The sequence below is a fragment of the Pseudomonas sp. R25(2017) genome (assembly GCF_002112565.1).
Classification (GTDB): domain Bacteria; phylum Pseudomonadota; class Gammaproteobacteria; order Pseudomonadales; family Pseudomonadaceae; genus Aquipseudomonas; species Aquipseudomonas ekonensis.
On sequence record NZ_NEHZ01000001.1, the window covers coordinates 270870 to 295126 of the forward strand.

At 63.2% G+C, this 24257-nt stretch carries 28 protein-coding genes and 1 tRNA gene; 6 read left to right on the forward strand and 23 right to left on the reverse strand.

Annotated features, from left to right (window positions below):
• Positions 1-2: 2 nt before the first annotated feature.
• From CAG31_RS28365 to CAG31_RS28035, 9 genes are all read right to left on the reverse strand, one after another.
• Entirely contained in the window at positions 3-170 is a 168-nt protein-coding gene (locus CAG31_RS28365; protein ID WP_176243853.1) for a hypothetical protein, read from the reverse strand.
• 126 nt (positions 171-296) lie between these two features.
• On the reverse strand, positions 297-713 hold the full coding sequence (locus CAG31_RS01060) for a glycine zipper domain-containing protein (RefSeq protein WP_085577626.1): 417 nt from the start codon (positions 711-713) through the stop codon (positions 297-299).
• A 145-nt stretch (positions 714-858) separates the two neighbouring features.
• A complete protein-coding gene (locus CAG31_RS01065; RefSeq protein WP_085577627.1) occupies positions 859-1224 on the reverse strand; it encodes a glycine zipper domain-containing protein in 366 nt (121 codons plus the stop codon).
• A gap of 323 nt (positions 1225-1547) precedes the next feature.
• The gene (locus CAG31_RS01070; RefSeq protein WP_085577628.1) at positions 1548-1736 is read right to left on the reverse strand and encodes a hypothetical protein; all 189 of its coding nucleotides are present in this window, start codon (positions 1734-1736) and stop codon (positions 1548-1550) included.
• A 189-nt stretch (positions 1737-1925) separates the two neighbouring features.
• Positions 1926-2246: a YbjQ family protein gene (locus CAG31_RS01075; protein WP_085577629.1), complete on the reverse strand. Its 321-nt coding sequence runs from the start codon at positions 2244-2246 to the stop codon at positions 1926-1928.
• 117 nt (positions 2247-2363) lie between these two features.
• Complete coding sequence (gene cysC, locus CAG31_RS01080) at positions 2364-2990, reverse strand: adenylyl-sulfate kinase (RefSeq protein WP_085577630.1); 627 nt, start codon at positions 2988-2990, stop codon at positions 2364-2366.
• A 48-nt stretch (positions 2991-3038) separates the two neighbouring features.
• Positions 3039-4454 (reverse strand): hypothetical protein, encoded by a 1416-nt coding sequence (locus tag CAG31_RS01085; protein WP_139831321.1) that lies wholly within the window; start codon positions 4452-4454, stop codon positions 3039-3041.
• 281 nt (positions 4455-4735) lie between these two features.
• Positions 4736-4825, reverse strand: a tRNA-Ser gene (locus CAG31_RS01090).
• Between the two features lie 8 nt (positions 4826-4833).
• Entirely contained in the window at positions 4834-5058 is a 225-nt protein-coding gene (locus tag CAG31_RS28035; RefSeq protein WP_139831322.1) for a hypothetical protein, read from the reverse strand.
• A gap of 65 nt (positions 5059-5123) precedes the next feature.
• Between CAG31_RS28035 and CAG31_RS01095 the strand changes: the two genes are divergently transcribed.
• From CAG31_RS01095 to CAG31_RS01105, 3 genes are all read left to right on the forward strand, one after another.
• Positions 5124-5813, forward strand: a complete 690-nt coding sequence (locus CAG31_RS01095) for a crotonase/enoyl-CoA hydratase family protein (RefSeq protein WP_085577632.1) — start codon at positions 5124-5126, stop codon at positions 5811-5813.
• 225 nt (positions 5814-6038) lie between these two features.
• Positions 6039-6761: a 1-acylglycerol-3-phosphate O-acyltransferase gene (locus CAG31_RS01100; RefSeq protein WP_085577633.1), complete on the forward strand. Its 723-nt coding sequence runs from the start codon at positions 6039-6041 to the stop codon at positions 6759-6761.
• A 132-nt stretch (positions 6762-6893) separates the two neighbouring features.
• Positions 6894-7865: a magnesium and cobalt transport protein CorA gene (locus CAG31_RS01105; protein WP_085577634.1), complete on the forward strand. Its 972-nt coding sequence runs from the start codon at positions 6894-6896 to the stop codon at positions 7863-7865.
• Between the two features lie 64 nt (positions 7866-7929).
• On the opposite strand, the gene CAG31_RS01110 is transcribed toward CAG31_RS01105, so the two are convergent.
• The 3 genes from CAG31_RS01110 to CAG31_RS01120 all read right to left on the reverse strand — a co-directional run bounded on the left by CAG31_RS01110 (position 7930) and on the right by CAG31_RS01120 (position 12135).
• Positions 7930-8652 (reverse strand): amidotransferase, encoded by a 723-nt coding sequence (locus CAG31_RS01110; protein WP_085577635.1) that lies wholly within the window; start codon positions 8650-8652, stop codon positions 7930-7932.
• 106 nt (positions 8653-8758) lie between these two features.
• On the reverse strand, positions 8759-10903 hold the full coding sequence (locus tag CAG31_RS01115; RefSeq protein ID WP_085577636.1) for a 3-hydroxyacyl-CoA dehydrogenase NAD-binding domain-containing protein: 2145 nt from the start codon (positions 10901-10903) through the stop codon (positions 8759-8761).
• Between the two features lie 26 nt (positions 10904-10929).
• Positions 10930-12135, reverse strand: coding sequence for an acetyl-CoA C-acetyltransferase (locus tag CAG31_RS01120; RefSeq protein WP_085577637.1), 1206 nt, complete (start codon positions 12133-12135; stop codon positions 10930-10932).
• Positions 12136-12476: 341 nt separating this feature from the next.
• Between CAG31_RS01120 and CAG31_RS28370 the strand changes: the two genes are divergently transcribed.
• Both CAG31_RS28370 and CAG31_RS01125 read left to right on the forward strand, forming a co-directional pair.
• Entirely contained in the window at positions 12477-12620 is a 144-nt protein-coding gene (locus CAG31_RS28370; RefSeq protein ID WP_170929964.1) for a hypothetical protein, read from the forward strand.
• A 95-nt stretch (positions 12621-12715) separates the two neighbouring features.
• The gene (locus tag CAG31_RS01125; protein ID WP_085577638.1) at positions 12716-13537 is read left to right on the forward strand and encodes a cytochrome c; all 822 of its coding nucleotides are present in this window, start codon (positions 12716-12718) and stop codon (positions 13535-13537) included.
• 109 nt (positions 13538-13646) lie between these two features.
• Here CAG31_RS01125 and CAG31_RS01130 read toward each other — a convergent pair whose 3' ends face one another.
• From CAG31_RS01130 to CAG31_RS01175, 10 genes are all read right to left on the reverse strand, one after another.
• Positions 13647-14450 carry a transglutaminase family protein gene (locus CAG31_RS01130; RefSeq protein ID WP_085577639.1) on the reverse strand — a complete coding sequence of 268 codons (804 nt, stop codon included), beginning with the start codon at positions 14448-14450 and terminating at the stop codon, positions 13647-13649.
• The gene (locus CAG31_RS01135) at positions 14447-15397 is read right to left on the reverse strand and encodes an alpha-E domain-containing protein (RefSeq protein ID WP_085577640.1); all 951 of its coding nucleotides are present in this window, start codon (positions 15395-15397) and stop codon (positions 14447-14449) included. Before CAG31_RS01135 ends, CAG31_RS01130 begins: the two co-directional genes overlap by 4 nt.
• Positions 15398-15409: 12 nt before the next feature.
• Entirely contained in the window at positions 15410-16819 is a 1410-nt protein-coding gene (locus CAG31_RS01140; RefSeq protein ID WP_085577641.1) for a circularly permuted type 2 ATP-grasp protein, read from the reverse strand.
• A gap of 476 nt (positions 16820-17295) precedes the next feature.
• A complete protein-coding gene (locus tag CAG31_RS01145; protein WP_085577642.1) occupies positions 17296-17643 on the reverse strand; it encodes a ribonuclease E inhibitor RraB in 348 nt (115 codons plus the stop codon).
• 196 nt (positions 17644-17839) lie between these two features.
• Positions 17840-18073 carry a hypothetical protein gene (locus tag CAG31_RS01150; RefSeq protein WP_085577643.1) on the reverse strand — a complete coding sequence of 78 codons (234 nt, stop codon included), beginning with the start codon at positions 18071-18073 and terminating at the stop codon, positions 17840-17842.
• A gap of 225 nt (positions 18074-18298) precedes the next feature.
• Positions 18299-19174, reverse strand: coding sequence for a polyamine aminopropyltransferase (gene speE, locus CAG31_RS01155; protein ID WP_085577644.1), 876 nt, complete (start codon positions 19172-19174; stop codon positions 18299-18301).
• A gap of 317 nt (positions 19175-19491) precedes the next feature.
• Entirely contained in the window at positions 19492-19683 is a 192-nt protein-coding gene (locus CAG31_RS01160; protein ID WP_011062611.1) for a PLDc N-terminal domain-containing protein, read from the reverse strand.
• A 70-nt stretch (positions 19684-19753) separates the two neighbouring features.
• The gene (locus tag CAG31_RS01165) at positions 19754-20284 is read right to left on the reverse strand and encodes a hypothetical protein (protein ID WP_085577645.1); all 531 of its coding nucleotides are present in this window, start codon (positions 20282-20284) and stop codon (positions 19754-19756) included.
• A gap of 93 nt (positions 20285-20377) precedes the next feature.
• Positions 20378-20896, reverse strand: coding sequence for an ankyrin repeat domain-containing protein (locus tag CAG31_RS01170; RefSeq protein ID WP_085577646.1), 519 nt, complete (start codon positions 20894-20896; stop codon positions 20378-20380).
• A gap of 96 nt (positions 20897-20992) precedes the next feature.
• Positions 20993-22831, reverse strand: a complete 1839-nt coding sequence (locus CAG31_RS01175) for a long-chain-acyl-CoA synthetase (RefSeq protein WP_085577647.1) — start codon at positions 22829-22831, stop codon at positions 20993-20995.
• A gap of 391 nt (positions 22832-23222) precedes the next feature.
• On the opposite strand from CAG31_RS01175, the gene CAG31_RS01180 reads away from it, so the two are divergent.
• Positions 23223-23501, forward strand: a complete 279-nt coding sequence (locus CAG31_RS01180) for a DUF3509 domain-containing protein (protein ID WP_085577884.1) — start codon at positions 23223-23225, stop codon at positions 23499-23501.
• Between the two features lie 70 nt (positions 23502-23571).
• Here the strand turns inward: CAG31_RS01180 and mtnC are convergent, their stop codons facing one another.
• A complete protein-coding gene (gene mtnC / locus CAG31_RS01185) occupies positions 23572-24255 on the reverse strand; it encodes an acireductone synthase (protein WP_085577648.1) in 684 nt (227 codons plus the stop codon).
• Positions 24256-24257: the final 2 nt, after the last annotated feature.

Genomic DNA, 24257 nt, shown 5'->3' on the forward strand with positions numbered 1-24257 from the left:
TTTCACTGATCATCTTCATACTCGTCATAGTCAACATCCACTGCATCCTCCTCCCAAAGCGGCACCAACACATCATCCATCAATGACCCCGGATCCTCATTCCCCGGGTCATTGATGAGCGGTAGTTCCTCAGGCTCCTGCCCTTCACGGTCATCTCGGTCGGTATCCACGGCACACCTCACCCTGTTCAGTCACGCATGAAATTCGAAGGCCTCTGCAACCCCATGTTCCTCCCGCGGCCCTGCAGAAGCAAAAAACCCGGCATCTCGCCGGGTTTTCGCTGACGCGGCACAGGGTCACCGGTGCCGGTTTTTGTGTTTGTGCTTGTGGCCACCGCCTGAGTGGGATTTGCCGCCATCGTCACCCAGGCTGCTGCCCACGGCGCCACCTGCTGCGCCGCCCAGGCCGGCGCCGATGGCGGATCCGGTCGAGCCTCCGAGGCTGTTGCCGATCACCGAACCGCCGGCCGAGCCCAAGCCGCCGCCGATGGCCGCTTCGGTACGATTGCCTTTGCGTGCACCGACAGCGCTACCGGCTGCACCACCGACGCCGGCACCTACCGCCGCTCCGGTGCTGCCGCCGAGCTGGCCGCCGACCACGTTGCCCAGCACACCGCCCAGACCGCCCCCCACCGCTGCCGAGCCGTCGCCCGCCGCCATGGCGCCCTGAGCCACCAACAACCCCAAAACCAGTGCGGATAATGTCAAGCGCATACACACCTCACAGTTCCCGAAACGGGACGGTTCGCCCGATAGTGATCGAATGACGGGCCGTATGACGTTGGAGGCATGTTCGGGCAAAACGTTCAGGCACAAAAAAGCCCGGCATCGAGCCGGGCCTTTTGATCTGCAGTCGCGATCAGTGACGCTTGTGCTTGGACAGGTTGCTGCCCACTGCGCCACCGGCGGCACCGCCGAGGCCGGCGCCGATGGTCGCGCCGTTCTTGCCGCCGAGGCTGTTGCCGATCACTGAACCGCCAGCGGCGCCGATGCCGCCGCCGATGGCCGCCTTGGTGCGGCTGCCCTTGCCTGCCGCCATGGCGCTGCCGGCAGCGCCCGCAACGCCGGCGCCGATCGCGGCACCTGTGCTGCCGCCCATTTTCTGGCCGACCACATTACCCAGCGCGCCACCCAGGCCGCCACCCAGTGCGGCGGTGCCGTCGCCGGCCATTGCACCTTGAGCGACCAGAAGCCCCAGAACCAGAGCAGGCAGTGTTAAACGCATGACGAAAACCTCAACAATTAGGGATGACGAAAGGGCGGAGATTGAATGCCGACGCGGCGTTAAAGTCCAGACAAAATCCGACGACAAGGCGGACTTCGCGCCGATTGGACAACCATTCTGGAAAAGGTTTTACGCCGGACAAAAAAAAGCCCGCTGGGGAGACGGGCTGGAGACTTGCTTTCTAACGGATGGCTTCACCCTACGTCGGCAGCTGTGAAAAGTTTGTGAAAACTGTCAGGCGTATCGCCATACCCTGTAGGACATTTAAACAATCAACCTCAGTCAAAAAACCCCGCTCATCGACGGGGTTTCGCTACGGCGGTTTACTTCCTGGAACGTGTCGTCACCTTGGGCAAAAACTTCGTTTTCGGCCCCTTGGGTGCAATCGACTTGATCTTGCCGGTCTGCACCGGATCTTCGCCAAAGCCAGCCTGATACTCGGTCTGGCCGCAACGCACGCAATTGTTGAACGGAAACTCGGCACCATCGTCTTCGATATACGGATCAGTCATCTCATCGCCCCTTATCAAAAACGGGGTCGATACCGGCAAGCCTTTTGCCTGAAAAATAACGACCCCAAGGCTTTTGAGACTAGCCGGTCATTACTGGACTCGTGGTTCAGATTGCCTGGAGCCGACGAATGGCCTACACCGGTTAAACAGCGCCTGGGCGCCCCCTGAGAAAAATCACCGCACCTGGAATCAGCGCAATTTCACCGCGGTTCCGGTGGCGAACACCACGACCATCCCGCCCTTGCCGGCCGGCATGCTGATTTCGAAGTCCAGTCCGATCACCGCATCGGCCTGCAACGCGCGCGCCCTTTCCTTGATTTCATCCGTCGCCTGGATCCGCGCTTCTTTCAAGGCCCTCTCCAGTGTCTGCGAGCGTCCGCCAAAAAAATCGCGCATGCCTGCGAACATGTCCCGGATCACGTTGACGCCCTGCACCGATTCGGCGCTGACGATATCGAGATAGGTCACGACTTGCCGCCCCTCGATCGTTTGAGTGGTCGTGATGATCATGTAGGCGATCCTTGCGTCAGTACGAAAGCGGTGATTGTAGGCGAGCGCGCCATCACAATGGAAACAGGCAAAAAAATGGGCGACCCAGGGTCGCCCATCACTCACGGCCTGTCGCCCTCAGCGAGGGGAAGACATAGCGCCCCAGCCTTCGACCTTGTCCAGGATCTCGCTCAGGCACACGGAAATGGACTTCTCGCTGGCATCCAGCATCAACGCCGGCGCCTCAGGCGCTTCATAGGTCGCGCTGACGCCTGTGAAGTCAGGGATCAGCCCTGCCCTGGCCTTACGGTACAGCCCCTTCGGGTCGAGGCCTTCGCAGACGCTCAGCGGGGTATTCAGATAGATTTCCAGGAATCGCTCGTTGCCGATGATCTCTCGGGCCTGTTCCCTCTGCAGCCGGCAGGGAGAAATGCAGGCAACGATGGCGATCAATCCTGCCTCGTTCATCAAACGCGCCACTTCTGCGATGCGACGAATGTTTTCCGACCGATCCTCGGTGGAAAAGCCCAACCCCTTGCACAATCCATGGCGGACGTTGTCGCCATCCAGCACAAACGCCGGCCTGCCGCTGTCGACCAACAGTTTTTCCAGGGCAAAGGCCAATGTCGACTTGCCTGCACCACTCAAGCCCGTGAACCAAAGGGTCAGCGGTCGCTGCGAGAAAAGTCGCTCACGATCGGCCGGTGTCACACGGGTCGGATGCAGCACTAGATTTTCGATGGCATCCGTTGTTGTTCTATTCATACCGTTTCCTCATCTCGAGAAGAGTCTGAGCCCGTCTACAAGATAGCCTCACTCAGCGGAACGACTGATGGTCGAACCGATCCAGCGCACGCCCAGGGAACCGCTCAGGTAAGGCAGTCTGTCCGCCTCGATGCTGAGCAGCAGTTTCGTGTTCAGGTAAATCTCAAGTCCACGGGCATTGGCCACCACGTTCAGGTCTCCGCTGAGCGGAAGCCCCGGCACCGCGATGTCCGGCTCCGGCGCCCATTGCGTTCCATCTTGGGTCCACAGCACCAGACGCGCTTCGGTGGCGCTCGAAGGCTGAATCAGCAGAGCGTTCATATCGGTGTCGTCACCGGTGCCCTTATAGGTGACCACCGCCACATGCGCATCCGAAGAAGACTGATCCATCGAATAACTGAAGGACATCCGACGTTCGGCAGCGTCTGCGACCTCACGTTGTTTCAGCAAGCACAACTGACCGGGCTTCGCCTCTCTTTCGCCCGATTCGAGAGCGTTCGGAGCACCGAACACAAGTTCCCAATCCTTCCAGGCATCCTGAATCTTGCGGTGACGATGAAAACTGTCCAGGCGCTCTTGCGAATGGCGGGTGTACAGGTCTTTTTCGAGCAGTTCGGAGACCGACGAAAAGACGTGACCGTGGTGCGCGAAGTCTTTGACGTTCAGCAACCTGACTTCGTTGACCGCGCCGTAGGGCCCCAGGGAGAGGTAGTCCAGCGGTTTGAGCGTGCTGCGCTCCAGCACCCATAGGCCGCTCATGGAACTGCGGCGCGATTCGCGGCCGGTCATCTGGCTTTCGCCCACGAGCATCACATCGGAAGACACCGCCAGCCCCCGGGCGTAGATCGGGCTGCCCGCCTGCCAGATGACCTCATTGGAATCCAGATCGACCAAGGAGCCGATGGAACTGTGGCAGGCGATCTTCTGGCCTTCGTCCGACACCCATATGTTGTGCAGCCCCGTTCGCTGCTCCACGGGATCAAGGCTGACCACTTCCAGTTCGGGATAGGTCAGAACGGCCAGCACCGAACCGTTATGGTGCCCGTGGGCAATCACATAGAGACGTCCGTCTTTTTCGAAGACGGAATTGAGGTGATCGCCAGTGATTTCCTTGAGCGACAACCGATCCCAACGGACGCTGGTCAGTCGCTTCTCCTGGAAGTGCCCGGGCTTGTTCAGGTCGATGACCGAGATGGCGTTCCTGCCGGTATTGGTGCAGACGACCCGGCCATCGGAAGCGCAAAGAATCTGGTGGGGTTGTGACAGGAACGGCTGGGTGGAGTGGGCGCCGTGGGAAAGATAGCCGACTTCGGAGTTCGCATACCCCTGAATGTCGGTCAGCGTGAGATTATCCAGCCCCGAGTGGGACAACACGAGATCCTTGCCGCCCGGAAACCATGACACACCATAGTATTCAGGGCGTTCGTTCTCGATCGGAGTGACTTTTCTGGTGTGCAGATCCACCAGAAGCAAGTATCCCGTTGTAGCGACAACTGCAAATAAAGATTCCAACGCATCGGACCTCAGCGTGACTACTCAACTCGACTCCGATACATCCTTGTCACGTGCAGAGCCACCGGTCGGCAAGTTTAACTACCCAATTCAATTAATCAATCGATCTCGACGATTGAGCGTGCCCATTGCGTCACGGTTTCGATACAAATGCGCCGGGATGCATATTGAGGCGCCTAAACGCAAAAACCCCTGGTTCCTTTCGAAACCAGGGGTTTTGTCTACATCGAATTTGGCGGTGAAGGAGAGATTCGAACTCTCGATACAGTTTCCTGTATACACACTTTCCAGGCGTGCTCCTTAAGCCACTCGGACACTTCACCGTATCTCGTCATTCGCGTTGCGTCTGTCGAGGCGCGCTAATGTAGTCGAAAGCTTTTCCGATGGCAAAGGTTTTTTTCAGAATTTTCATGCGGTTAAGGCATTTACCCTTTTCTGCGGGTTCCGGCCCATGGCAAACCGGCCATTCTCCGGTCGGTGCCAGGCCATCTTCGGCACCGGGAATGCCTTCCATAGGGATCGGCAAACGGAATGCGGTGACCGGCGGGTCAGTCACAGTGCTTTACCTGACCTGCATCGCTGGGTAACGTCTGCCTCAACTTTCTTATAAGGAATAGCGTCATGAGCGACCTGGTTGCCTATCACCTCGAAGACGGCATCGCGACCCTGACCCTGAGCAACGGCAAGGTCAATGCCATTTCCCCGGACGTGATCGCCGCGTTCAACGCAGCGCTGGACCGGGCCGTGACCGATCGCGCCGTGGTGATCATCACCGGTCAGCCGGGCATCCTGTCGGGCGGCTATGACCTCAAGGTAATGACGGCCGGCCCTAAAGAGGCGGTGTCGCTGGTGACCGCCGGTTCGACCCTGGCCCGTCGCCTGCTGTCGCACCCGTTCCCGGTGATCGTGGCCTGCCCGGGCCATGCGGTCGCCAAAGGGGCGTTCATTCTGTTGTCCGCCGACTACCGCATCGGCGTCGACGGCCCGTTCAGCATCGGTCTGAACGAAGTGCAGATCGGCATGACCATGCACCACGCCGGCATCGAGCTGGCCCGTGACCGCCTGCGCCGCTCGGCTTTCCACCGTTCGGTGATCAACGGTGAGATGTTCGATCCGCAATCCGCCGTGGACGCCGGCTTCCTGGATAAGGTGGTGTCGGCCGAAGAACTGCAGGGCGCCGCCCTCGCCGCTGCACGTCAGTTGAAGAAGATCAACATGACCGCGCACAAGAACACCAAGCTCAAGGTGCGCAAGGCCCTGCTGGAAACCCTGGACAACGCGATCATTCAGGATCAGGAGCATCTGGGATAACCCCCTGCCCCTGCCATCGCGCAGCAAACCGAGAGCCCGGCCGTCGTGTCGGGCTTTTTCTTACGCGGGCATTTGAATCCTCCGACAACGCTCTAGGTCGCATCTGACCACCGAGTCGGAAACATGCGCTTAAACATCGCCCATCTCCGGACACTTGAGCGGCAATTGCCGAAAACAGTGCACATCCGTACACTGCGCCACCTTTTTGTCCCGGTGGGCGTGAAAATGCTGTTTGCGTTACGTATGTTGTTGATGGGGCTGCACTTTATTCTTGCCGGTGTGCTGGGTGTGATCCTCGGCCTGTGCCGTCCGTTCAATCCGGACAACAGCCGTCTGTGTGCCCGCCTCTATGCGCTGCCGGCCATGTGCATCCTGCGGCTGAAAATCAAGGCCGAGGTCAGCGGGTTGATGAACAAGCCTGCCAGTTGCGTGATCATCGCCAACCATCAGTCCAACTACGACCTGTTCGTGTTCGGCAACGTGGTGCCTTACCGCACCGTGTGCATCGGCAAGAAGAGCCTGAAGTGGGTGCCGCTGTTCGGCCAGCTGTTCTGGCTGGCCGGCAACGTGTTGATCGACCGTGGGAACGCACACAAGGCGCGCAAGTCGATGCTGACCACCACCCATACCCTGCAGCATGAGGACACCTCGATCTGGGTGTTTCCGGAAGGCACCCGCAACCTGGGCAAGGAACTGCTGCCGTTCAAGAAAGGCGCGTTCCAGATGGCGATCGCCGCCGGCGTGCCGATCGTTCCGGTGTGCGTCAGCAACTACATCAACCATATGCGCCTGAACCGCTGGCGCAGCGGCAACGTGCTCATCCGTTCGTTGCCGGCGATTCCTACAGCAGGACTGACGATGGACGACATGCCTCGGCTCATGGCCCAGTGCCAGGAGCAGATGCGCGAATGCATCGATGCCATGGATCGGCAGCTGCAGGCCGCCTGAAGATGAAACCCGCCCCGTGCGGGTTTTCTTTTGCCGGTGAACGATGCAGATTGCACGCACTCTGAAGCAGCCACACGGCTAAGCTGAAGCCTGAAACCCCTGTCATCTGCCAAGAAGAAGTGAATCACCACCATGGGTCGAGTTGTCGCTGCTGCGGTTTACAGTGCCGGTAAGAAAGTCACCAACATCACCCTCGACGAAGGCGCGGCCTGGGCCGCGAAAACCGGGCACTTCGTTTGGATCGGCCTGGAAGAGCCGAACGCCCAGGAGCTGGCCAACCTGCAACGCCAGTTCAACCTGCACGAACTGGCCATCGAAGACGCCCTGGAAAAGCACAGCCGACCGAAGCTGGAAACCTTCGGCGACGCGCTGTTCATCGTCACCTACTCGCCGGTGCGCCAGCACGGCATCCTGCAATTTATCGAAACCCATATCTTCGCCGGCAAGGGCTACATCATCACCGCCCGCAACGGCCACTCGGCGTCCTACGCCCACGTCCGCCAACGTTGTGAGGCGCGTCCGCTGCTGCTTGAGCACGGGGAAGATTTCGTACTGTATGCAATCCTGGATTTCGTGATCGAGAACTATCAGCCGGTGGGCGAAGCGATCCATGCCGAAATCGACGAGCTGGAGCGCAACGTGCTGTGCAGCGCCTTGAACGAACATGACATCCAGAAGCTTCACGGCCTGCGCCGGGACGTCCTGCGCCTGCGGCGTTATGCGGCGCCCATGGTGGAGATCGGCGAGGAACTGCAGAAGCTGAGCTTCCCGTTCATCGACAAGAACATGCGCCCCTACTTCCGGGATGTGCAGATCCACGTGACGCGGCAGATGGAGGATCTGACGACCCTGGCGGACATCGCCAGCCAGACCATCGAGATCGGTGTGTTGCTGGAGGCGTCACGCCAGAGCGTGGTGCAGCGCAAGTTCGCCGCGTGGGCGGCGATCCTGGCGTTCCCCACGGCGGTGGCCGGGATCTACGGGATGAACTTCCAGAACATGCCTGAGCTGAGTTGGCACTACGGCTATTTCGGCGTGCTGGGGTTCATCACCGTGGGCTGCGTGGGGCTGTGGGCGAGCTTCAAGAAGTCGGGGTGGCTGTAGGGAACCCAGGGCTGGGGCCGCTTCGCGGCCCGGTGGACGCAAACTCCCTCGCTACAGGCGCGGGTCAGGCGGTTGCCGGTTTGTGTGCCACGAAACGCATCATCCACTCCGCCACCGTGGTGCCATGGTGCTGATGCTCAAGGCTGGCCACGCCTTTGCTGTAGACCTGTTCGCCCAGGGCTTCCTGGCGCAGGTCCAGCAGCGCACGCGAATAGTCGTGAATGAATTCCGGATGGCCCTGGAAGCACAGCACCTGATCGTTGATGTGGTACGCCGCGAACGGGCAGAAATCGCTGGAGGCGATCACCGTGGCGTTCTCCGGTAGTGCGGTGACCTGGTCCTGGTGGCTGATCAAAAGCGTCAGCTCTTCACGCACCGGGTTCATCCACGGGGCCTTGGCGGCCATCTTGTAGTTGTGGATGCCGACGCCCCAGCCTTGGGTGGCGCGCTCGCTCTTGCCGCCCAGCAGCAGCGCCAGCAACTGATGGCCGAAGCACACGCCCAGCAGCTTGTCGCCGCGCTCGTAGCGGGTCAGCAGGTATTGCTTGAGGGTCTGGATCCACGGGTCGGTGCCGAACGAATCGGCTTTGCTGCCGGTGACCAGGTAAGCATCGAAGGTCAGGTCATCGCTCGGATAATCGCCCTGCATCACGTTGTAGACGGTGAACTCGGCGGCGATCGGCTGCTGCGAGAACAGGCGCTGGAACATCTGCCCGTAACCCTGATACTGATCGACCAGTTCCGGACGCAGGATGTCGGTTTCCAGAATGCAGATGCGTAGCGACATAAAAAATTCCTGACACGTGATGGGAATAATGCACACCCCAGAGCCTGCCTTGAAACCACCCGGCAAGGCAAGCCCCGAAATGCGCCCGATCCCCGTCAGGACACCGTCAGAACAGTTCCCCCTTCGCCGCCTTTTCGAGCAGCAGGGCCGGTGGCGCGAAACGCTCGCCGTACTGTTCGGCCAGGTATTGCGCGCGGGCGACGAAGTCCTGCACGCCGTACTGGTTGATGAACTGCAAGGCACCGCCCGTCCACGCCGCGAAACCGATGCCGAAGACCGAGCCGACGTTGGCGTCGGCCGTGGACATCAACACGCCCTCCTCCACGCAACGGACGGTTTCCAGGGCCTGCACGAACAGCAGGCGATCACGTACGTCCTTCGGCGGAATCTGCCCGTCTGGCCTTTCGAAACGGGTCTTGAGCTCGGGCCAGAGGTGTTTCTGGCCGCCGGCCGGATAGTCATAGAAACCGCCTCCCGCGGCCTTGCCCGGCCGCTTGAATTCGTTGAGCAGCAAGTCAATCACGGCGAACGCCGGGTGCTCAATCAGCGGTTTCCCTTCCGCTTGCAGGTCTTTGGCCGTTTGCAGACGGATATGGCTCATCAGGCTGAGGGAAACTTCGTCGGAGATCGCCAGCGGCCCCACCGGCATCCCGGCCTTGCGCGCTTCGGTCTCGATCATCGGCGCGCTGACGCCTTCGCCGAGCATGGCGATGCCTTCGTTGGTGAACGTGCCGAACACCCGCGAGGTGAAGAAGCCACGGCTGTCGTTGACGACAATCGGGGTCTTCTTGATCTGCAGGACGAAGTCGAAACCACGGGCCAGGGTCTCGTCGCGGGTTTGCGCGCCCTTGATGATCTCCACCAGCGGCATCTTGTCCACAGGGCTGAAGAAATGCAGCCCGATGAACTTGCCCGGATCCGGCACCGCCGTCGCCAGGCCGGTGATCGGCAGGGTCGAGGTGTTGGACGCGATCACCGCGTCAGCGCCGACCACCTGTTGCGCGGCCGCCGATACCTTGGCCTTGAGTTCGCGGTCCTCGAACACCGCCTCGATGATCAGGTCGCAGCCATCCAGGTCGGCATCGCTTTCGGTGGGACGGATCCGCGCCAGCACCGTATCGCGCTGCTCGGCGCTCATGTGGCCGCGGGCGACTTTCTTGTCCAGCAACGCCGCCGAATGGGCCTTGCCCTTCTCGGCGGCGGCCAGGTTCACGTCCTTGAGCACCACCTCGATGCCAGCCGCCGCGCTGACGTAGGCGATCCCCGCCCCCATCATCCCGGCCCCGAGCACGCCCACCCGGCGTGTCACGTAAGGCGCATGCCCCTGCGGCCGCGAGCCGCCGGCATTGATTTCGTTGAGCTGGAACCAGAACGTGCCGATCAGGTTCTTCGCGACCTGGCCGGTGGTCAGTTCGGTGAAGTAGCGGGTCTCGATCAGGTGCGCCGTGTCGAAATCCACCTGCGCGCCTTCCACCGCCGCGCAGAGGATCTTCTCCGGGGCAGGCAAGGTGCCTTGGGTTTTCGCGCGCAGGATCGACGGGGCGATGGCCAGCATCTGCGCGACCTTCGGGTTCGACGGCGTGCCGCCGGGGATCTGGTAGCCCTTCACGTCCCAACGCTGCACCGCGTTCGGGTTGGCCAGGATCCAGGCCCGGGACTTGGCCAGCAGTTCGTCGCGGTCGGCCGCCAGTTCGTCGACCAGGCCGGCCTGCAAGGCTTGCTGCGGGCGGACTTTCTTGCCTTCAAGCAGATATGGCAGCGCCTTTTCCAGGCCGAGCATGCGCACCATGCGCACCACCCCGCCGCCGCCCGGCAACAGGCCCAAGGTCACTTCGGGCAGACCGAGCTGCACCGACGCGTCGTCCAGCGCCACCCGGTGATGGCAGGCCAGGCAGATTTCCCAGCCGCCCCCCAGCGCCGCGCCGTTGATGGCGGCGACCACCGGTTTGCCGAGGGTCTCCAGGGCGCGCAACTGGCCCTTGAGGGTCAGCACCATGTCGTAGAAGGCCCGGGCTTCGGGCTTGCCGACTTTGATCAGCTCGTTGAGGTCGCCGCCGGCGAAGAAGGTCTTCTTGGCGGAGGTGACGATGACGCCGGCGATCGTGTCCTTTTCCGCCGCCAGGCGGGCGACGCAATCGGCCATGGCCTCGCGGTACACCGCGTTCATGGTGTTGGCGCTCTGGCCCGGCATGTCGATGGTCAGGGTGACGATGTTGTCCTGGCCCAGTTCGTAACGGATGGCTTGGTTCATGGGGGTGGATTCCTTGAAGTCCGGGCTCAGAGGCGTTCGATGATGGTGGCGATGCCCATGCCGCCGCCGACGCACAGCGTCGCCAGGCCATAGCGCAGGCGCCGGGCTTCCAGTTCATCGAGCAAGGTGCCGAGGATCGCGCAGCCGGTGGCGCCCAACGGATGGCCCATGGCGATGGAGCCGCCGTTGACGTTGACCTTGTCCGGGTCGACGGCCATGTCCTTGATGAACTTCAGCACCACGGAAGCGAAGGCTTCGTTGACTTCGAACAGGTCGATGTCCTCGACCCGCAGCCCGGCCTTGGCCAGCGCCTTGCGGGTGGCCGGCGCGGGGCCGGTGAGCATGATGGTCGGGTCGGTGCTGGTGACCGCCGTGGCGACGATCCGCGCCCGGGGCGTGAGGCCCAGCGCCTTGCCGCGGGCTTCGGAGCCGATCAGCATCAGCGCCGCGCCATCGACGATGCCGGAGCTGTTGCCCGGCGTGTGCACATGGTTGATCCGCTCGACATGGCTGTAGACCCGCAGCGCCGTCGCGTCGAAGCCCATCTGGCCGATCATTTCGAAGCTCGGCTTGAGCTTGCCCAGGCCTTCGAGGGTGGACTCGGCGCGGATGAATTCATCGTGATCCAGCAGGACGATGCCGTTCTGGTCCTGCACCGGCACCAGGGATTTGCTGAACGATCCGTCGGCCCGCGCCCGCGCGGCCTTTTGCTGCGAATGCAAAGCGTAGGCGTCGACGTCCTGGCGGCTGAACCCCTCAAGGGTGGCGATCAGGTCGGCGCCCACGCCCTGCGGCGTGAAATGGCTGTGCAGGTTGGTCTGCGGATCCAGTGCCCAGGCACCGCCGTCGCTGCCCATCGGCACCCGCGACATGGATTCGACGCCGCCGACCACCACCAACTCTTCGAACCCCGAGCGCACCTTCATGGCCCCGAGGTTCACCGCCTCCAGGCCCGAGGCGCAGAAGCGGTTGATCTGCACGCCCGCCACACTGATGTCCCAGTCGGCCACCTGCACGGCGGTCTTGGCGATGTCCGAGCCTTGATCGCCGATGGGCGTGACGCAACCGAGCACCACGTCATCGACCTGGCTGGTGTCCAGCGCCGTGCGCTGCTGCAGTGCGGTGAGCAGCCCGGCCACCAGGTTCACCGGCTTGACGCTGTGCAGCGATCCATCGGCCTTGCCCTTGCCGCGGGGCGTGCGTAACGCGTCGAAAATCAAAGCTTGGGTCATGACGTCTCGAACCTGTGCGGTGAGTGAATTTCGTGCGCTCACTGTTGGCTCCCGCCGCCCCGGATTCAATGACCGCAGCGCTCAATGGCGTTGACGCGCACGCTCAGACGGACGGTCATCCCCGGCCAGGTTAACCGGTTCAGGCCACCGAGCTGTCTAGCAAAAGGGCGGCAAAGAAGCTGGCAATGGGCCTCATGCCGTTTTTATCGCGACTGGCAGCAATTCCATACGAAATGGATCTAAGCCAAGCGTGACGCGGGCCCTAATGTGAACAAGTACGTCGTTGTCGTCGGGTTTTGCCGAGGCACCCGTTCGTTACAGGAAGTGCAACGCTTGCCGTCATGGAGATCAGGCAAGCCTCAGGAAATAACAAAAAAGGCGGTCAAGCCATGTTCAAACAACCGAAAGTTCGTCAAGCGGGGCTCATTCTCTTTGCCACGACGCTGTTGTTGATTCTGCCCAACCTGACCAAGGTGCTCGGCTGACTCAAGCGGCAGGTTTCGCTCATCGCCACTTATCCTGTGACTGGCCCGCTATCCGGGCCAGCGTGGCTGTGCCACTCTTTGCGCACTTCCACGACATGGACGGCGATCATTTGAAAGCGCTCACACTGTTCGGGGCCCTGCTGCTGAGCACGCCCCTCTACGCCGCACAGCTGAACCTGGAGCTGGGCGCGAACGGCCGCACCTGGCAGACCGAGGAACTGCTCAAGCATCCTCAGGTGCAGACCCTCACGATCAAGAACGATGTTTCCTACAAGCGCGACATGACCTACCGCGCCGTGCCGGTGGCTGCGCTATTGACGGGCATCCAGCCGGGCGATCACCTGCAAGCCGTGGCGCTGGACGGCTTCGCCGCGGAACTGGCCGCCGCGCCGTTGCTCCAGACCCAAGGCGCACGGGCCTGGCTGGCCATCGAGGATCCGGCGCAGCCGTGGCCGCCACTGTCGGAAGGCAAGCCCAGCGCCGGGCCGTTCTATCTGGTTTGGACCGACCCCGAGGCCGGCCACATCAGCCCCGAGCAGTGGCCGTTCGAAGTCGCCAGCATCAAGCGCATGGCGCCGGTTGCCGAGCGCTTCCCCGCCCTGCTGCCGGATCCCGCGCTGAAGGCCGATGACCCGGTGAACAAGGGCTTCGCGCTGTTCCAGAAGAACTGCCTGGCCTGCCACCGCCTTAACGGTGCCGGGGATGCGCAGTTCGGGCCGGACCTGAACATTCCGTACAACCCGACCGAGTACTTCGGTGCGAACTTCCTCAAGCGCTACATTCGCGACCCGCAGAGCCTGCGCCAATGGCCGCAGGCGAAGATGCCGGGTTTCTCCGCCCAGGTGCTGCCGGACGCGGAGCTGCAGAACCTGGTGGGCTACCTCAAGCACATGGCCGGACGCAAAGTTAAGCCCTGAGACCACACCATCCCTGTAGGAGCGAGCCTGCTCGCGAAGCGATCCGTCAGCCACTGCAAAGGTGGCCGATCCGCCTTCGCGAGCAGGCTCGCTCCTACAGGGGGCCTCATCACTGTTGCTGGACGGCGATCACCGGCGTCGGCGCCACCACCACCTTGGCGTGCATCTGCTCGTACCCGCCGCCCCGGCGCATGCCGCGCACCGGGCAGGCGTCGAGGTAGTCCAGGCCCACCGCCAGCTTCAGGTGACGCTCCGGACGGGCCAGCCGGTTGGTCACGTCGAAGCTGTACCAGGCGTCATCCAGCCAGGCCTCGGCCCAGGCGTGGCTGGCCAGGTGCTCGCAGTCCTCGCTGTACAGGTAACCCGACACATAACGCGCCGGCACCCCCAGGCTGCGCGCGCAGGCGAGAAACGCGTGGGTGTGGTCCTGGCAGACGCCGGTCCGTGCCGCGAACGCCTCGGCGGCGCAGGTGTCGACTTCGGTCGAGCCCGGCAGGTAGGCCATGTGCTGGTTCAGGCCGTGCATCAGGTCGATCAGCGCGGTGCGGTCGCGGCGCTGCTTGCAGGCTTGGCCGGCGAATGCGCGCAACGCTTCGTCGGCCTCGGTCAGGCGGGTGAAGCGCAGGAACGGCAGCGCCGACTGGCTCTCGTGTTCCGCCTCGCGCCGTTCGTCGATGTCCACTACCCCCCGGGCGCCGATGACGATCGCTTCGTGGGGTTCGTCGAGGGTCAGCACATGCAGGATGTTGCCGAACGGGTCGAGCTGCGCGCGCACCGGGCGCGGCAGGTTCAGTTGCCAGTTCAGCACTTGCTGGCGCTCGCTGTCGTGCGGGGTCAGGCGCAGGTACTGAATGCTCGCCCGCACCTGATCGTCGTAGTGATAGGTGGTCTCGTGGCTGACGGAAAGTCTCATGCGGCCTCCAGGTAGGAACTGTGAATGGCGTTGCCCAACTGGCGCACCAGCGGGATGAATTCGGTGAGCCAGGCGTGCAGGCCCTCCTCGAGGATTTCGTGGATGCCGGTGTAGCGCAGGCGCGCGTCCATTTCCGCCGCCAGCCGTTGCGCAGGCCGGCCGTTGGCCCCCGGCAACTGGGCGAGGATCTGGTCGATCTCTTCGGTGCAGGCCCGCAGCGAACGCGGCACGTCGGCACGTAACAGCAAAAGCTCGGCGACATGCCGGGCGCCGGGCGCATCGCGGTAGATCTCGGTGTAGGCCTCGAACGACGACAGGGCCCGCAGCAGCGCGCTCCACTGGTAATAGGCGTGCGCGGTGCCGTCGCTGACCGCTTCGGCCTGGTCGCCGGCCATCTCGTAGCGGGCGTCGAGCAGGCGCAGGGTGTTGTCCGCCCGTTCGATGAACGTGCCCAGGCGGATGAAGCGGAACGCGTCGTTGCGCATGATGGTGCCGTAGGAGGCGCCGCGGAACAGGTGCGAGCGCTCCTTGATCCATTCGCAGAACCGGCTCATGCCGTAGCGGCTCAGGCCCTGGTCGGCGATCCCGCGGATCTCAAGCCACGTGGCGTTGATGTTTTCCCACATGTCGGCGGTGATCCGCCCGCGCACCGCATGGGCGCTGGCCCGGGCCGCGCCGAGGCAGCTGTAGATGCTGGCCGGGTTGGCCGCATCGAGGGCGAAGAAGTGCAGCAGCCGCTCGGCGTGCAGCTCGCCGTGGCGCTCCAGGTAGTCGTCCAGGGTGCCGGTGATCATCAGCGGCATGGCCAGTTCGTGCAGGCCGTCGCCGCGGCCGTCCTGCGGCATCAGCGACAGCGAATAGCTGACGTCGAGCATCCGCGCGAGGTTTTCCGCACGCTCCAGGTAACGCGACATCCAGTACAGATCCGAGGCAGTTCTACTTAACATGGCAGGTTTCCTTCAATCCTCGACCACCCAGGTGTCCTTGGTGCCGCCGCCCTGGGAGGAATTCACCACCAGGGAGCCTTCACGCAGGGCGACACGGGTCAGGCCACCGGGCACCACCCGGGTTTCCCGGCCGGACAGCACGAACGGGCGCAGGTCGATGTGGCGCGGCGCGATGCCGTTCTCGACAAAGGTCGGACAAGTCGACAGCGACAGCGTCGGCTGCGCGATGTATGCATGCGGCCTGGCCTTGATCCGCTCGCGGAACGCGTCGATCTCCGCGCCCGTCGCCGCCGGCCCCACCAGCATGCCGTAGCCGCCGGAGCCCTGGGTCTCCTTGACCACCAGATCCGGCAGATGGGCCAGCACGTGGGACAGTTCCGACGGATTGCGGCATTGCCACGTCGGCACGTTCTTGAGGATCGGCTCCTCGTCGAGGTAGAAGCGGATCATTTCAGTGACGTACGGATACACCGACTTGTCGTCGGCCACGCCGGTGCCGATCGCATTGGCGAGCACCACGTTGCCGGAGCGGTACGACGACAGCAGCCCCGGCACGCCCAGCATCGAGTCCGGGCGGAACGCCAGCGGGTCGAGGAAGGCGTCGTCGAGACGGCGGTAGATCACGTCCACGGCCTTCGGGCCGTCGGTGGTGCGCATGTAGACCTTGTCGTCGCGCACGAAAAGATCCGCGCCCTCCACCAGCTCGACGCCCATTTCCCGGGCGAGGAACGCATGCTCGAAAAACGCGCTGTTGAACCGCCCCGGCGTCAGTACCACTACGCTCGGGTCGTCCAGGGGGCTGGAGCTCTTGAGCGTGTCGAGCAGCAGGTTCGGGTAATGGTCGATGGGGGCGATGCGCTGGGCGGCGAACAGTTCGGGGAACAGGCGCATCATCATCTTGCGGTCTTCGAGCATGTAGCTCACGCCGCTGGGGGTGCGCAGGTTGTCCTCCAGCACGTAGTAGGTGCCGTCGCCGTCGCGCACCAGGTCGACGCCGGAGATGTGCGAATAGATGTCGCGGTGCAGATCCAGCCCCTGCATCGCCAACTGGTACTGTTCGTTGGCCAGCACCTGCTCGGCGGGAATGATCCCGGCCTTGATGATGCGCTGGCCGTGGTAGAGGTCGGCGAGGAACAGGTTCAGCGCCTTGACCCGCTGGATGCAGCCGCGCTCGACGGTCCGCCATTCGCTGGCGGGGATGCTGCGCGGAATGGTGTCGAAGGGGATCAGGCGCTCGGTGCCCTGCTCGTCCCCGTAGAGGGTGAAGGTGATGCCGGCACGGTGGAACAGCAGATCGGCCTCGCGTCGCCGCTGGGCCAGCAGTTCGTCGGGCGTCTCGGCCAGCCAGCGGGCGAATTCCCGGTAATGCGGGCGGACCTGGCCGCCGGCATCGTACATCTCGTCAAAACTGGTGCGGTTCATGCCGTACTCCTTGTCGCTCCGGACATCCGAACCTTCGCAAGGCCCGTGCCATCGGCAGAAACGCTTTGATTTCAATCGGTTGGATAATCGCGCCGCGAACACCGCACCATTGCTGTGCGACAAACGCCCCTACCCGATCGCCCCCGCTCCATGGCGACGCAACGCCGTCGCCTATCACCAGCATAGTCAGAGTTGATTTCACTGCCCGGCAGCGGCTGCGGATAATCCGCGCATCCGCTGCACGAGTTCCCCCGCCAAGTGTGCAGCCCAACCGATCGATGGCCGCGACCGCAGCCCGCCCAGCCGTAACCCTGACCGGTTCCCTCTCCTTCCGGTCTTCCCTTTGAGCCACCTTCGACGGTGGCTTTTTTTTGCCTCGGATTCTTGTTTCAGGGTTTTGCCACGGCGTTTCCGGGCCCCGGAAACGACAACGGCCGACCCGAAGGTCAGCCGTTGTCCGACGCTGTTGCGAAAGATCAGTGCAGGCGCCGCCGGTTGCGCAGCTCGTGTTTCACACCCCAGCCTTCGATGACGCCGCCCAACGGCTCCACCACGGCGGAGAAACGCTGCTCGAAATCGCCGATGCCACCGTAGGTCGCGTGCATGACCTTGCTCAGTTCCAGGTACCACGCGCCGTCGTCGCGCACGCTGACCTGGGCATTGAAGGATTCACCGCGAAAATGACCTGCCGCCCTGCGCGCCCGCTCCTCGTTCGGGAAAATGGCGTAGAACTCGATGGGATGGATCCTGGAGAAATCGAAACCGCCTTCTTTCATGCGGCGCAGCACGTTGCTGCTGATGTCTTCTTGATAGGCTGTGCTCATGAAACGTCCCCCTCTGACAGATGGATAGACTTTCCGTATTCCCTGCACTCAAGCGTTGCGGCAACCGGGTTGCCCACGGGAAACAAGCATGGAGCTGACAAGACCAGACCTTAGCGATCCGTTCGCTGATCTCGCCTGCAGATTAGCCCCATGACAGACCCGCTGCCAAGGCCTGGCGGTCAGCTGTCAGAAAGATTCAGACTAGGGTGATGCTGCGGATTTCGATGCTGTGCTGAGCCTTGAGGCTCTTGACGCCGGCATCGGCGGTGCGCCCCTCCAGATCGTTCAGATCCAGCTCGGCGGCCACGGGAAGGAATCGTTCCTTGATGAGACGGGCGGCGTGCTCGTGGCTCGGGCACTCCTCGCACTCGAAGACTTCGTCGACGGTTTCGCCATGATCATCCACGAAAGTGACTTTCCACTTTGACATCGGAGCCTCCTCGGTCAAGCCCGCAAATGGGCCTACACCTATCTCGACTTTTAGCCGATTTGATCGTTCCCGAGGATTGTCGCCGACGCAGATGAAAAACCTTTCATGCGGGGGCCGGTAGGCGGCGCCTTGGCGGGCGCCATCGCCAGCAGGCTGGCTCCTACAGGTTCGGAGGGCGGTCTGGCATGCGCAAGCGGCGGTGCGGCCCGCCGCTTGCGCACAGGCTCAGTCGTTGGCCGGCTTGTTCACCGCCTGCAGCACGTATTGCGGCAGGGCGAAGGCGCCGATGTGGATTTCCGGGTTGTAGTAGCGGGTGACGATGCCGCTGCCGATGAAGCGCTGCTGCAGGGTCTCGCGGCTCAGCTTGCGGTAGGCCGGGTCGGTCGAACCCCAGGCGAAGGTCATCGAGCCGCCGATGTAGGTCGGCACGGCCGCCTGATAGAAGTGCCAGTCCGGGAACAGGCTGCGCAGGCGGCCGGCGGTGGTCTTCACTTCGTCGATCTGCATGAACGGCGTGCCGTTCTGGGTCACGAGGATGCCGCCCTCGTTCAGGCAACGGTGGCAGGCCTGGTAGAAGTTTTCCGAGAACAGCACCTCGCCCGGGCCGATCGGGTCGGTGGAGTCGGAAATGATCACGTCGAACTTCTCGGTGGTGGTGGCGACGAAACGCATGCCGTCGTCGATCACCAGGTTCAGGCGCGGGTCATCGTAGGCGCCCTTGGAGTGGTTCGGCAAAAATTCCTTGCACATGTCAACCACGGTGCCGTCGATCTCGACCATGGTGATGTGCTCGACGCTGGCGTGCTTGGTCACTTCGCGCAGCATGCCGCCGTCGCCGCCGCCGATGATCAGCACGCGCTTGGCGGTGCCGTGGGCGAGGATCGGCACGTGGGTGAGCATCTCGTGGTAGATGAACTCATCCGCCTCGGTGGTCTGGATCACGCCGTCCAGCGCCATCACCCGGCCCATGCGCGGGTTCTGGAAGATCACCAGGTGCTGATGTTCGGTGCGCACTTCGTGCAGCATTTTTTCCATGCGAAAACGCTGGCCGTAGCCTTCGTAGAGGGTTTCCAGGTACTCGCTGGTCTTGGTGGTGCTCATGGGACGTGCTCCGGTGAATGCTGGGGCGACGGTCGCAGTGACGACTGCCCGGGAAAGGCGCGCATTCTACGTTGCGCAAGATGACAGGTCGAACCCCGGTTCATCGGCCGGGCGCGATCCTTGCGCGAGAGACGGCATCGATCCGGCCGGGAGGCGCCCCGGCTGACGCCATCGCCAGCAGGCTGGCTCCCACCGGGATCGCGGTCGAATGCCGAATCTGCGGTCACTGCAGTCCATTGTGGGAGCCAGCCTGCTGGCGATGGCGTCCGCCCAGGCACTTGAGGGCCGGATCAGTCAAACGCTCCCGCAGGTTCGGGTCAAAGCCGCACATTGCCCCTGGGGCCCGCGATCGCCCAGATGATCAGGCCCAGCACCGGCAGGAGGATGATCAGCAGCACCCAGAGGATCTTCATCCCGGTCTCGGCGCCGCTTTTCAGCACATTGATGATCGCCCAGATGTCCAGGGCAAGGATGATCAGCCCGACCAGGCCGTTGAACGTGGAACCCATGGCGTCGCTCCGAAGTGGTGGCATGCACCCTTAGGATAGACGGCGCCGGCCGGGGTTCCTTTTTATTGCCTCAGACGTGCACCGCGACCTTCAGGGCCTCCAGCGCCGGCGCGGCGGCGATGCCGGTTTCGGCGCACAGTTCCAGCACCCGCGGCACGTCGTTGCCGTACACCAGCACCACTTGCAGCTCGTCATCGAGCAGCTGGCTGAAGTTCATCAGCGTGTAGCCGCCGTTTTCCTTGTTCAGGCTGCTCATCTGGATCTGGATGCGGTTGAGCGCGGTCAGGGCTTCGGTCTTGGCCAGTTGCTTGGGCTTGAGGTTGAATTCCACGCCGGGGCCGAACGACGCGACGATCTGCGCGAACAGGTCCGCATAGGTGTCAGCCTGGAACAGCACGGTGTCCGGCAGGCTGCCGACCACCACCCACTCGCCCAGGGGGATCGGGAAGGTGTCGTCGTAGTTGATGTCGGTGTTGGCGGCCAGGAAGGCGTCAGCATCGGCGTAGGCCTGCGCCGCTTCATCGGCGACCTTCAGGATTTCGTCCTCGGCCATGCAGCCGGAGCTGATTTTGCTGATGAGTTCGGCGAGTGCGGCTTTCATGGGGGGCGGATCCTGTGGCGAAGGTTTTCGAGGGCGCGCAGGATAGCGCATTCTCGCCTGCGCCACAGGCCCGGTTCCGACCTGAGGCCGGTTTCAGCCCAGAAGCTTTTCCAGCAGCGCCGTGGTGTCGGCCGCGCCCATGGTGCGGGCCGCGTCGAGGGCGGTGACGCCGTTGGCGTCCTTGGCTTTCGGGTCGGCGCCCTTGCCGATCAGGTACTCGACGATTTCCACCCGGTTGAACATGGCCGCCATCATCAGCGCCGTACGGCCGTCGAACGAGGCGCCGTCGATGTCGGCGCCGCCGTCGACCAAGGCCTTGACCACCGCCAGGTCACCCTTGAACGCCGCGCCGGCGATCGGGCTCTGACCGTTGCCGTTGCGTTGCTCCGGGTCGGCCTTGTGCTTGAGCAGCACCTGCACCGCATCCAGGTGACCGTAATAGCTGGCCAGCATCAGCAGCGTGTCGCCCTTGCCGTTGCGCAGGTTCACCGGCAGCCCCGCGCCGATCAGCCGGTCGAGCATCACCGCGTCGCCCTCGCGGGCCTTGTTGAACACCTGCTCGGTGAAGGCGGCGGCCTCTTCCGGGGTCATCTGGCGGTTTTGGTCGGACATGGGAAACTCCACTTTCGGTCGATCGGAATGGCGACAGTTTCCCGAGCCGAACGATAGCTGTCACCCTCTTTTTTCCAAGCCAGCCAATAGCCAAACTCAATAACGGTATTTCCCGGCGCCGATGTCGGCCAATACCTGCCCGCTGACCTGCACATACGTCTGGCTGCCGGGCAGCCACGCGTACACCGGATCGTCCCCCGTCAGGCCCGGGTCGAAGCCCTCGCTCTTGAGGCGGGTCTTCTGGTACTTGAACGTGCCGGTGGTTTCCATCTTCACCTTCACCCGCAAGAACAGCGGCACCGCATAGGCCGGCATGCGCTGGCGGGCGAAGGCCAGCAGTTCGGCGAAATCCAGGGTGGCCAGCGATTCGGCCGGGGTGATCGCCGCCATGCCGGCACGGCCGTTGGTGTTGGGGATCTCCACGCCGTAGGCCACCGCCTCGGAAATGTTCGGGTGCTGCAGCAGCAGGTTCTCCACCTCGGTGGTCGAGACGTTCTCGCCCTTCCAGCGGTAGGTGTCGCCGAGCCGGTCGACGAACTGCGCATGGCCGAAACCGATGTTGCGCAGCAGGTCGCCGGTGTTGAAGAAGCGGTCGCCGCGGGCGAACACATCCTGCAGCACCACCTTGGCGGTCTTCTGCGGGTCGGTGTAGCCGTCCAGCGGCGCCTTGTCGTCGATCCGCGCCAGCAGCAGGCCCTGCTCGCCCTTGCCGACCTTGCGCATGAAGCCGTCGCCGCCGCGCACCGGCTGGCCGCTGTCGTGATCGTAGGCGACCAGCTCCCAGGCCATCAGCGAGAACCCGATGGTGTTGTCGAAATTGAGGATGTTGCTGAAGCCGATGTTGCCGTCGCTCGCCGCGTACAGTTCGCAGATGTGCTCCACCGCGAACCGAGTCTTGAACTCGGCCCAGGCACCGGGGCGCAAGCCGTTGCCGATCATCTTGCGCACCTCGTGGCGGCCGTCGTCGGCGCTGGCCGGCTGGTCCACCAGATAGCGGCACAGCTCGCCGACGTAGCCGATGGTGGTCGCCCGGTAGCGGCGCACGTCCCCCCAGAACTGGCTGGCGCTGAACTTGCGGCGGATGGCGAAGCCCGAGGCGCCGTTGACCGCCGACCCCCAGCACACGCACAGGCCGGTGGCGTGGTACAGCGGCAAGGTGCAGTAGACGACGTCGTCGGGGCCCATGTTCAGGGCGATCATGCCGAAGCTGGCCGAGCTGCGCATCCAGCGGCCGTGCTTGAACACCCCGGCCTTGGGCAGGCCGGTGGTGCCGGAGGTGTAGATATAGAAGCACGGGTCGTCGAAATGGATGTCGCGGCTGCTGGCCGGGTTGTCGCTGCAGGCATCGGCGCTGGCGCTGATGAGGTTGACGTAGCCGTCGGGCGCGATGCCCGGATGGCGGGAGGTGTCCTGGTCGGCCACGAACCAGGTGCGCGGCGCAGGGATCGACACCTGTTCGCGCACCGCCGCATAGGCCGGCAACAGTTCCGCGCCGACGACGATCGCCACCGGCGCCACCAGGTTCACGCTGTGGATCAGCGTGTCGCGGGTCTGGGAGGTGTTGAGCAGCGCGCTGACTGCGCCCACCTTGGCCAGCGCCAGAATGGTCACCAGCAGCTCCGGACGGTTCTCGATGAACACCGCCACCACGTCGCCCTTGCCGATGCCCTGCCCGATCAGGTAGTGGGCGATGCGGTTGGCCCAGCGGTTGGTCTGGGCATAACTGAGCACGACGTCGCCGCACAGCAGCGCGGGGCCGTCGGGGTTGCGCAGGGCCGCTTGCTCGAACGTCCAGCCCAAGCCACACGTCTGGGTCGGATCCTTGACGTTGGCCGCCTTCATGCCCTTCACCACCCGCGGGAGGGCTTTGGCGATGGCCGGCAGTTTGCGGAGCATCATGCTCCAGGTGATCGTGTCGCTTGGCGCGTGACTCATGGCAGCTCCCGTTCGGCCTTGGCGTGCAGGCCGGCTTTTTTATTGTCGGGCAATCCTGTGCGGCGACCGGCGCTTGGGCAGCGAGGGCCGAGACCGAAAATACGTCAGCGCTTCTCGGGCTGTACACGCGGTTTTTGCAATGTTTTGTATCCGTCGTCCGCCCCGGCCGGGACGCGATCACGGTGGCGGCGCAAAGGTTCCTTCCCATCGGTCGCGATCCCGCAAAATGCAGGATGCACGATGGCCATTCATGCAGATTGCACGACAACCGAATCACAGAGATTTTTTAAGTTGTTGATTTATAAGTAATTTTACAAAAAAGAAATGCTGGCACAATCGCTGCAACCCTCTGTGCATGCTTGCCATTCATGTGCATACGGAGCTGAACGACATGAGCCTGATCCAAGAAAAATTCTCCTCCCTGTTCTCCCAGTACAACGTCACCACCCAGGCACGCCCCGACGGCGGCATCCTGCTGACGCTGCGCGATGGTGAAGGCAAAGTGTTCAAACGGGCGCTCACGTATCAGCAACTGCACAACGGCGACCAACTGTCGTGGGCGATCAGCGCGATCCGCCGCGACCTGGCCGAACAGGCCAGCGAACTTCCGCAGATCTCCATGCTGCAGAGCCAGCAGCGCTTTGCCCTGCCGACGTATCACTCGCTGTAACCCGACCGCAAAAGCAAACAGGCCGTGAAGGTTCGCTTCACGGCCTGTTTGCTTATGCGCGGACTAAAGGTCAGAACGCTTCCGGTTCGATGCCGGTGAAGCTGTCGACGGTCACGTGCCCTTCCAGTTCGCCGCCGTCGCGGGCCAGGCCGCAGGTCTTGAGGCCGGCGGCCTGGGCGGCATCGAGTTCCTGGACGATGTCCGACAGGAACAGGATCTGCTCCGGCCGGGCGCCAATGGCCTGTTGAATGTTGCGGTAGGACTGTTCTTCACGCTTGGGCCCCGACGTGGTGTCGAAGTAGCCGTCGAACAGCGGCGTCAGATCCCCCGCCTCCGAGCAGCCGAAGATCAGTTTCTGCGCCTGGATCGAGCCGGAGGAATAAACGAACAGTTGATGGCCCGCCTGATGCCAGCGCTTGAGCGCCTCGACGGCATCCGGATAGACATGGCCCTTCAGTTGCCCGGCCTGATAGCCCTGCTCCCAGACCATGCCCTGCAACGCCTTGAGCGGCGTGGCCTTGCGGTCTTCGGCGATCCAGCCCAGCAGGATCGCGATGGCGCGCTCGACATCGGCCTGCGGCTCGCCGCTGTCACGGCGCACGGCGTCGAGCTGTTCGGCGACGTCCGCCCGTGCGGCGTTGCGCCGGACGAAATCCGGCAAATGTTCGGCCGCATACGGGAACAGCACGTCGAACACGAAGCTCACCGCGCTGGTGGTGCCTTCGATGTCGGTGAGGATGACCTTGATCGACATCG

Excerpts from the sequence above, each read along its gene's own strand:
- CAG31_RS01060 (WP_085577626.1), bottom strand. The coding sequence starts at position 713 with ATGCGCTTGACATTATCCGCACTGGTTTTGGGGTTGTTGGTGGCTCAG.
- CAG31_RS01065 (WP_085577627.1), bottom strand. The coding sequence starts at position 1,224 with ATGCGTTTAACACTGCCTGCTCTGGTTCTGGGGCTTCTGGTCGCTCAA.
- CAG31_RS01070 (WP_085577628.1), bottom strand. The coding sequence starts at position 1,736 with ATGACTGATCCGTATATCGAAGACGATGGTGCCGAGTTTCCGTTCAAC.
- CAG31_RS01075 (WP_085577629.1), bottom strand. The coding sequence starts at position 2,246 with ATGATCATCACGACCACTCAAACGATCGAGGGGCGGCAAGTCGTGACC.
- cysC (WP_085577630.1), bottom strand. The coding sequence starts at position 2,990 with ATGAATAGAACAACAACGGATGCCATCGAAAATCTAGTGCTGCATCCG.
- CAG31_RS01095 (WP_085577632.1), top strand. The coding sequence starts at position 5,124 with ATGAGCGACCTGGTTGCCTATCACCTCGAAGACGGCATCGCGACCCTG.
- CAG31_RS01100 (WP_085577633.1), top strand. The coding sequence starts at position 6,039 with ATGCTGTTTGCGTTACGTATGTTGTTGATGGGGCTGCACTTTATTCTT.
- CAG31_RS01105 (WP_085577634.1), top strand. The coding sequence starts at position 6,894 with ATGGGTCGAGTTGTCGCTGCTGCGGTTTACAGTGCCGGTAAGAAAGTC.
- CAG31_RS01110 (WP_085577635.1), bottom strand. The coding sequence starts at position 8,652 with ATGTCGCTACGCATCTGCATTCTGGAAACCGACATCCTGCGTCCGGAA.
- CAG31_RS01115 (WP_085577636.1), bottom strand. The coding sequence starts at position 10,903 with ATGAACCAAGCCATCCGTTACGAACTGGGCCAGGACAACATCGTCACC.
- CAG31_RS01120 (WP_085577637.1), bottom strand. The coding sequence starts at position 12,135 with ATGACCCAAGCTTTGATTTTCGACGCGTTACGCACGCCCCGCGGCAAG.
- CAG31_RS28370 (WP_170929964.1), top strand. The coding sequence starts at position 12,477 with ATGGAGATCAGGCAAGCCTCAGGAAATAACAAAAAAGGCGGTCAAGCC.
- CAG31_RS01125 (WP_085577638.1), top strand. The coding sequence starts at position 12,716 with ATGGACGGCGATCATTTGAAAGCGCTCACACTGTTCGGGGCCCTGCTG.
- CAG31_RS01130 (WP_085577639.1), bottom strand. The coding sequence starts at position 14,450 with ATGAGACTTTCCGTCAGCCACGAGACCACCTATCACTACGACGATCAG.
- CAG31_RS01135 (WP_085577640.1), bottom strand. The coding sequence starts at position 15,397 with ATGTTAAGTAGAACTGCCTCGGATCTGTACTGGATGTCGCGTTACCTG.
- CAG31_RS01140 (WP_085577641.1), bottom strand. The coding sequence starts at position 16,819 with ATGAACCGCACCAGTTTTGACGAGATGTACGATGCCGGCGGCCAGGTC.
- CAG31_RS01145 (WP_085577642.1), bottom strand. The coding sequence starts at position 17,643 with ATGAGCACAGCCTATCAAGAAGACATCAGCAGCAACGTGCTGCGCCGC.
- CAG31_RS01150 (WP_085577643.1), bottom strand. The coding sequence starts at position 18,073 with ATGTCAAAGTGGAAAGTCACTTTCGTGGATGATCATGGCGAAACCGTC.
- speE (WP_085577644.1), bottom strand. The coding sequence starts at position 19,174 with ATGAGCACCACCAAGACCAGCGAGTACCTGGAAACCCTCTACGAAGGC.
- CAG31_RS01160 (WP_011062611.1), bottom strand. The coding sequence starts at position 19,683 with ATGGGTTCCACGTTCAACGGCCTGGTCGGGCTGATCATCCTTGCCCTG.
- CAG31_RS01165 (WP_085577645.1), bottom strand. The coding sequence starts at position 20,284 with ATGAAAGCCGCACTCGCCGAACTCATCAGCAAAATCAGCTCCGGCTGC.
- CAG31_RS01170 (WP_085577646.1), bottom strand. The coding sequence starts at position 20,896 with ATGTCCGACCAAAACCGCCAGATGACCCCGGAAGAGGCCGCCGCCTTC.
- CAG31_RS01175 (WP_085577647.1), bottom strand. The coding sequence starts at position 22,831 with ATGAGTCACGCGCCAAGCGACACGATCACCTGGAGCATGATGCTCCGC.
- CAG31_RS01180 (WP_085577884.1), top strand. The coding sequence starts at position 23,223 with ATGAGCCTGATCCAAGAAAAATTCTCCTCCCTGTTCTCCCAGTACAAC.
- mtnC (WP_085577648.1), bottom strand. The coding sequence starts at position 24,255 with ATGTCGATCAAGGTCATCCTCACCGACATCGAAGGCACCACCAGCGCG.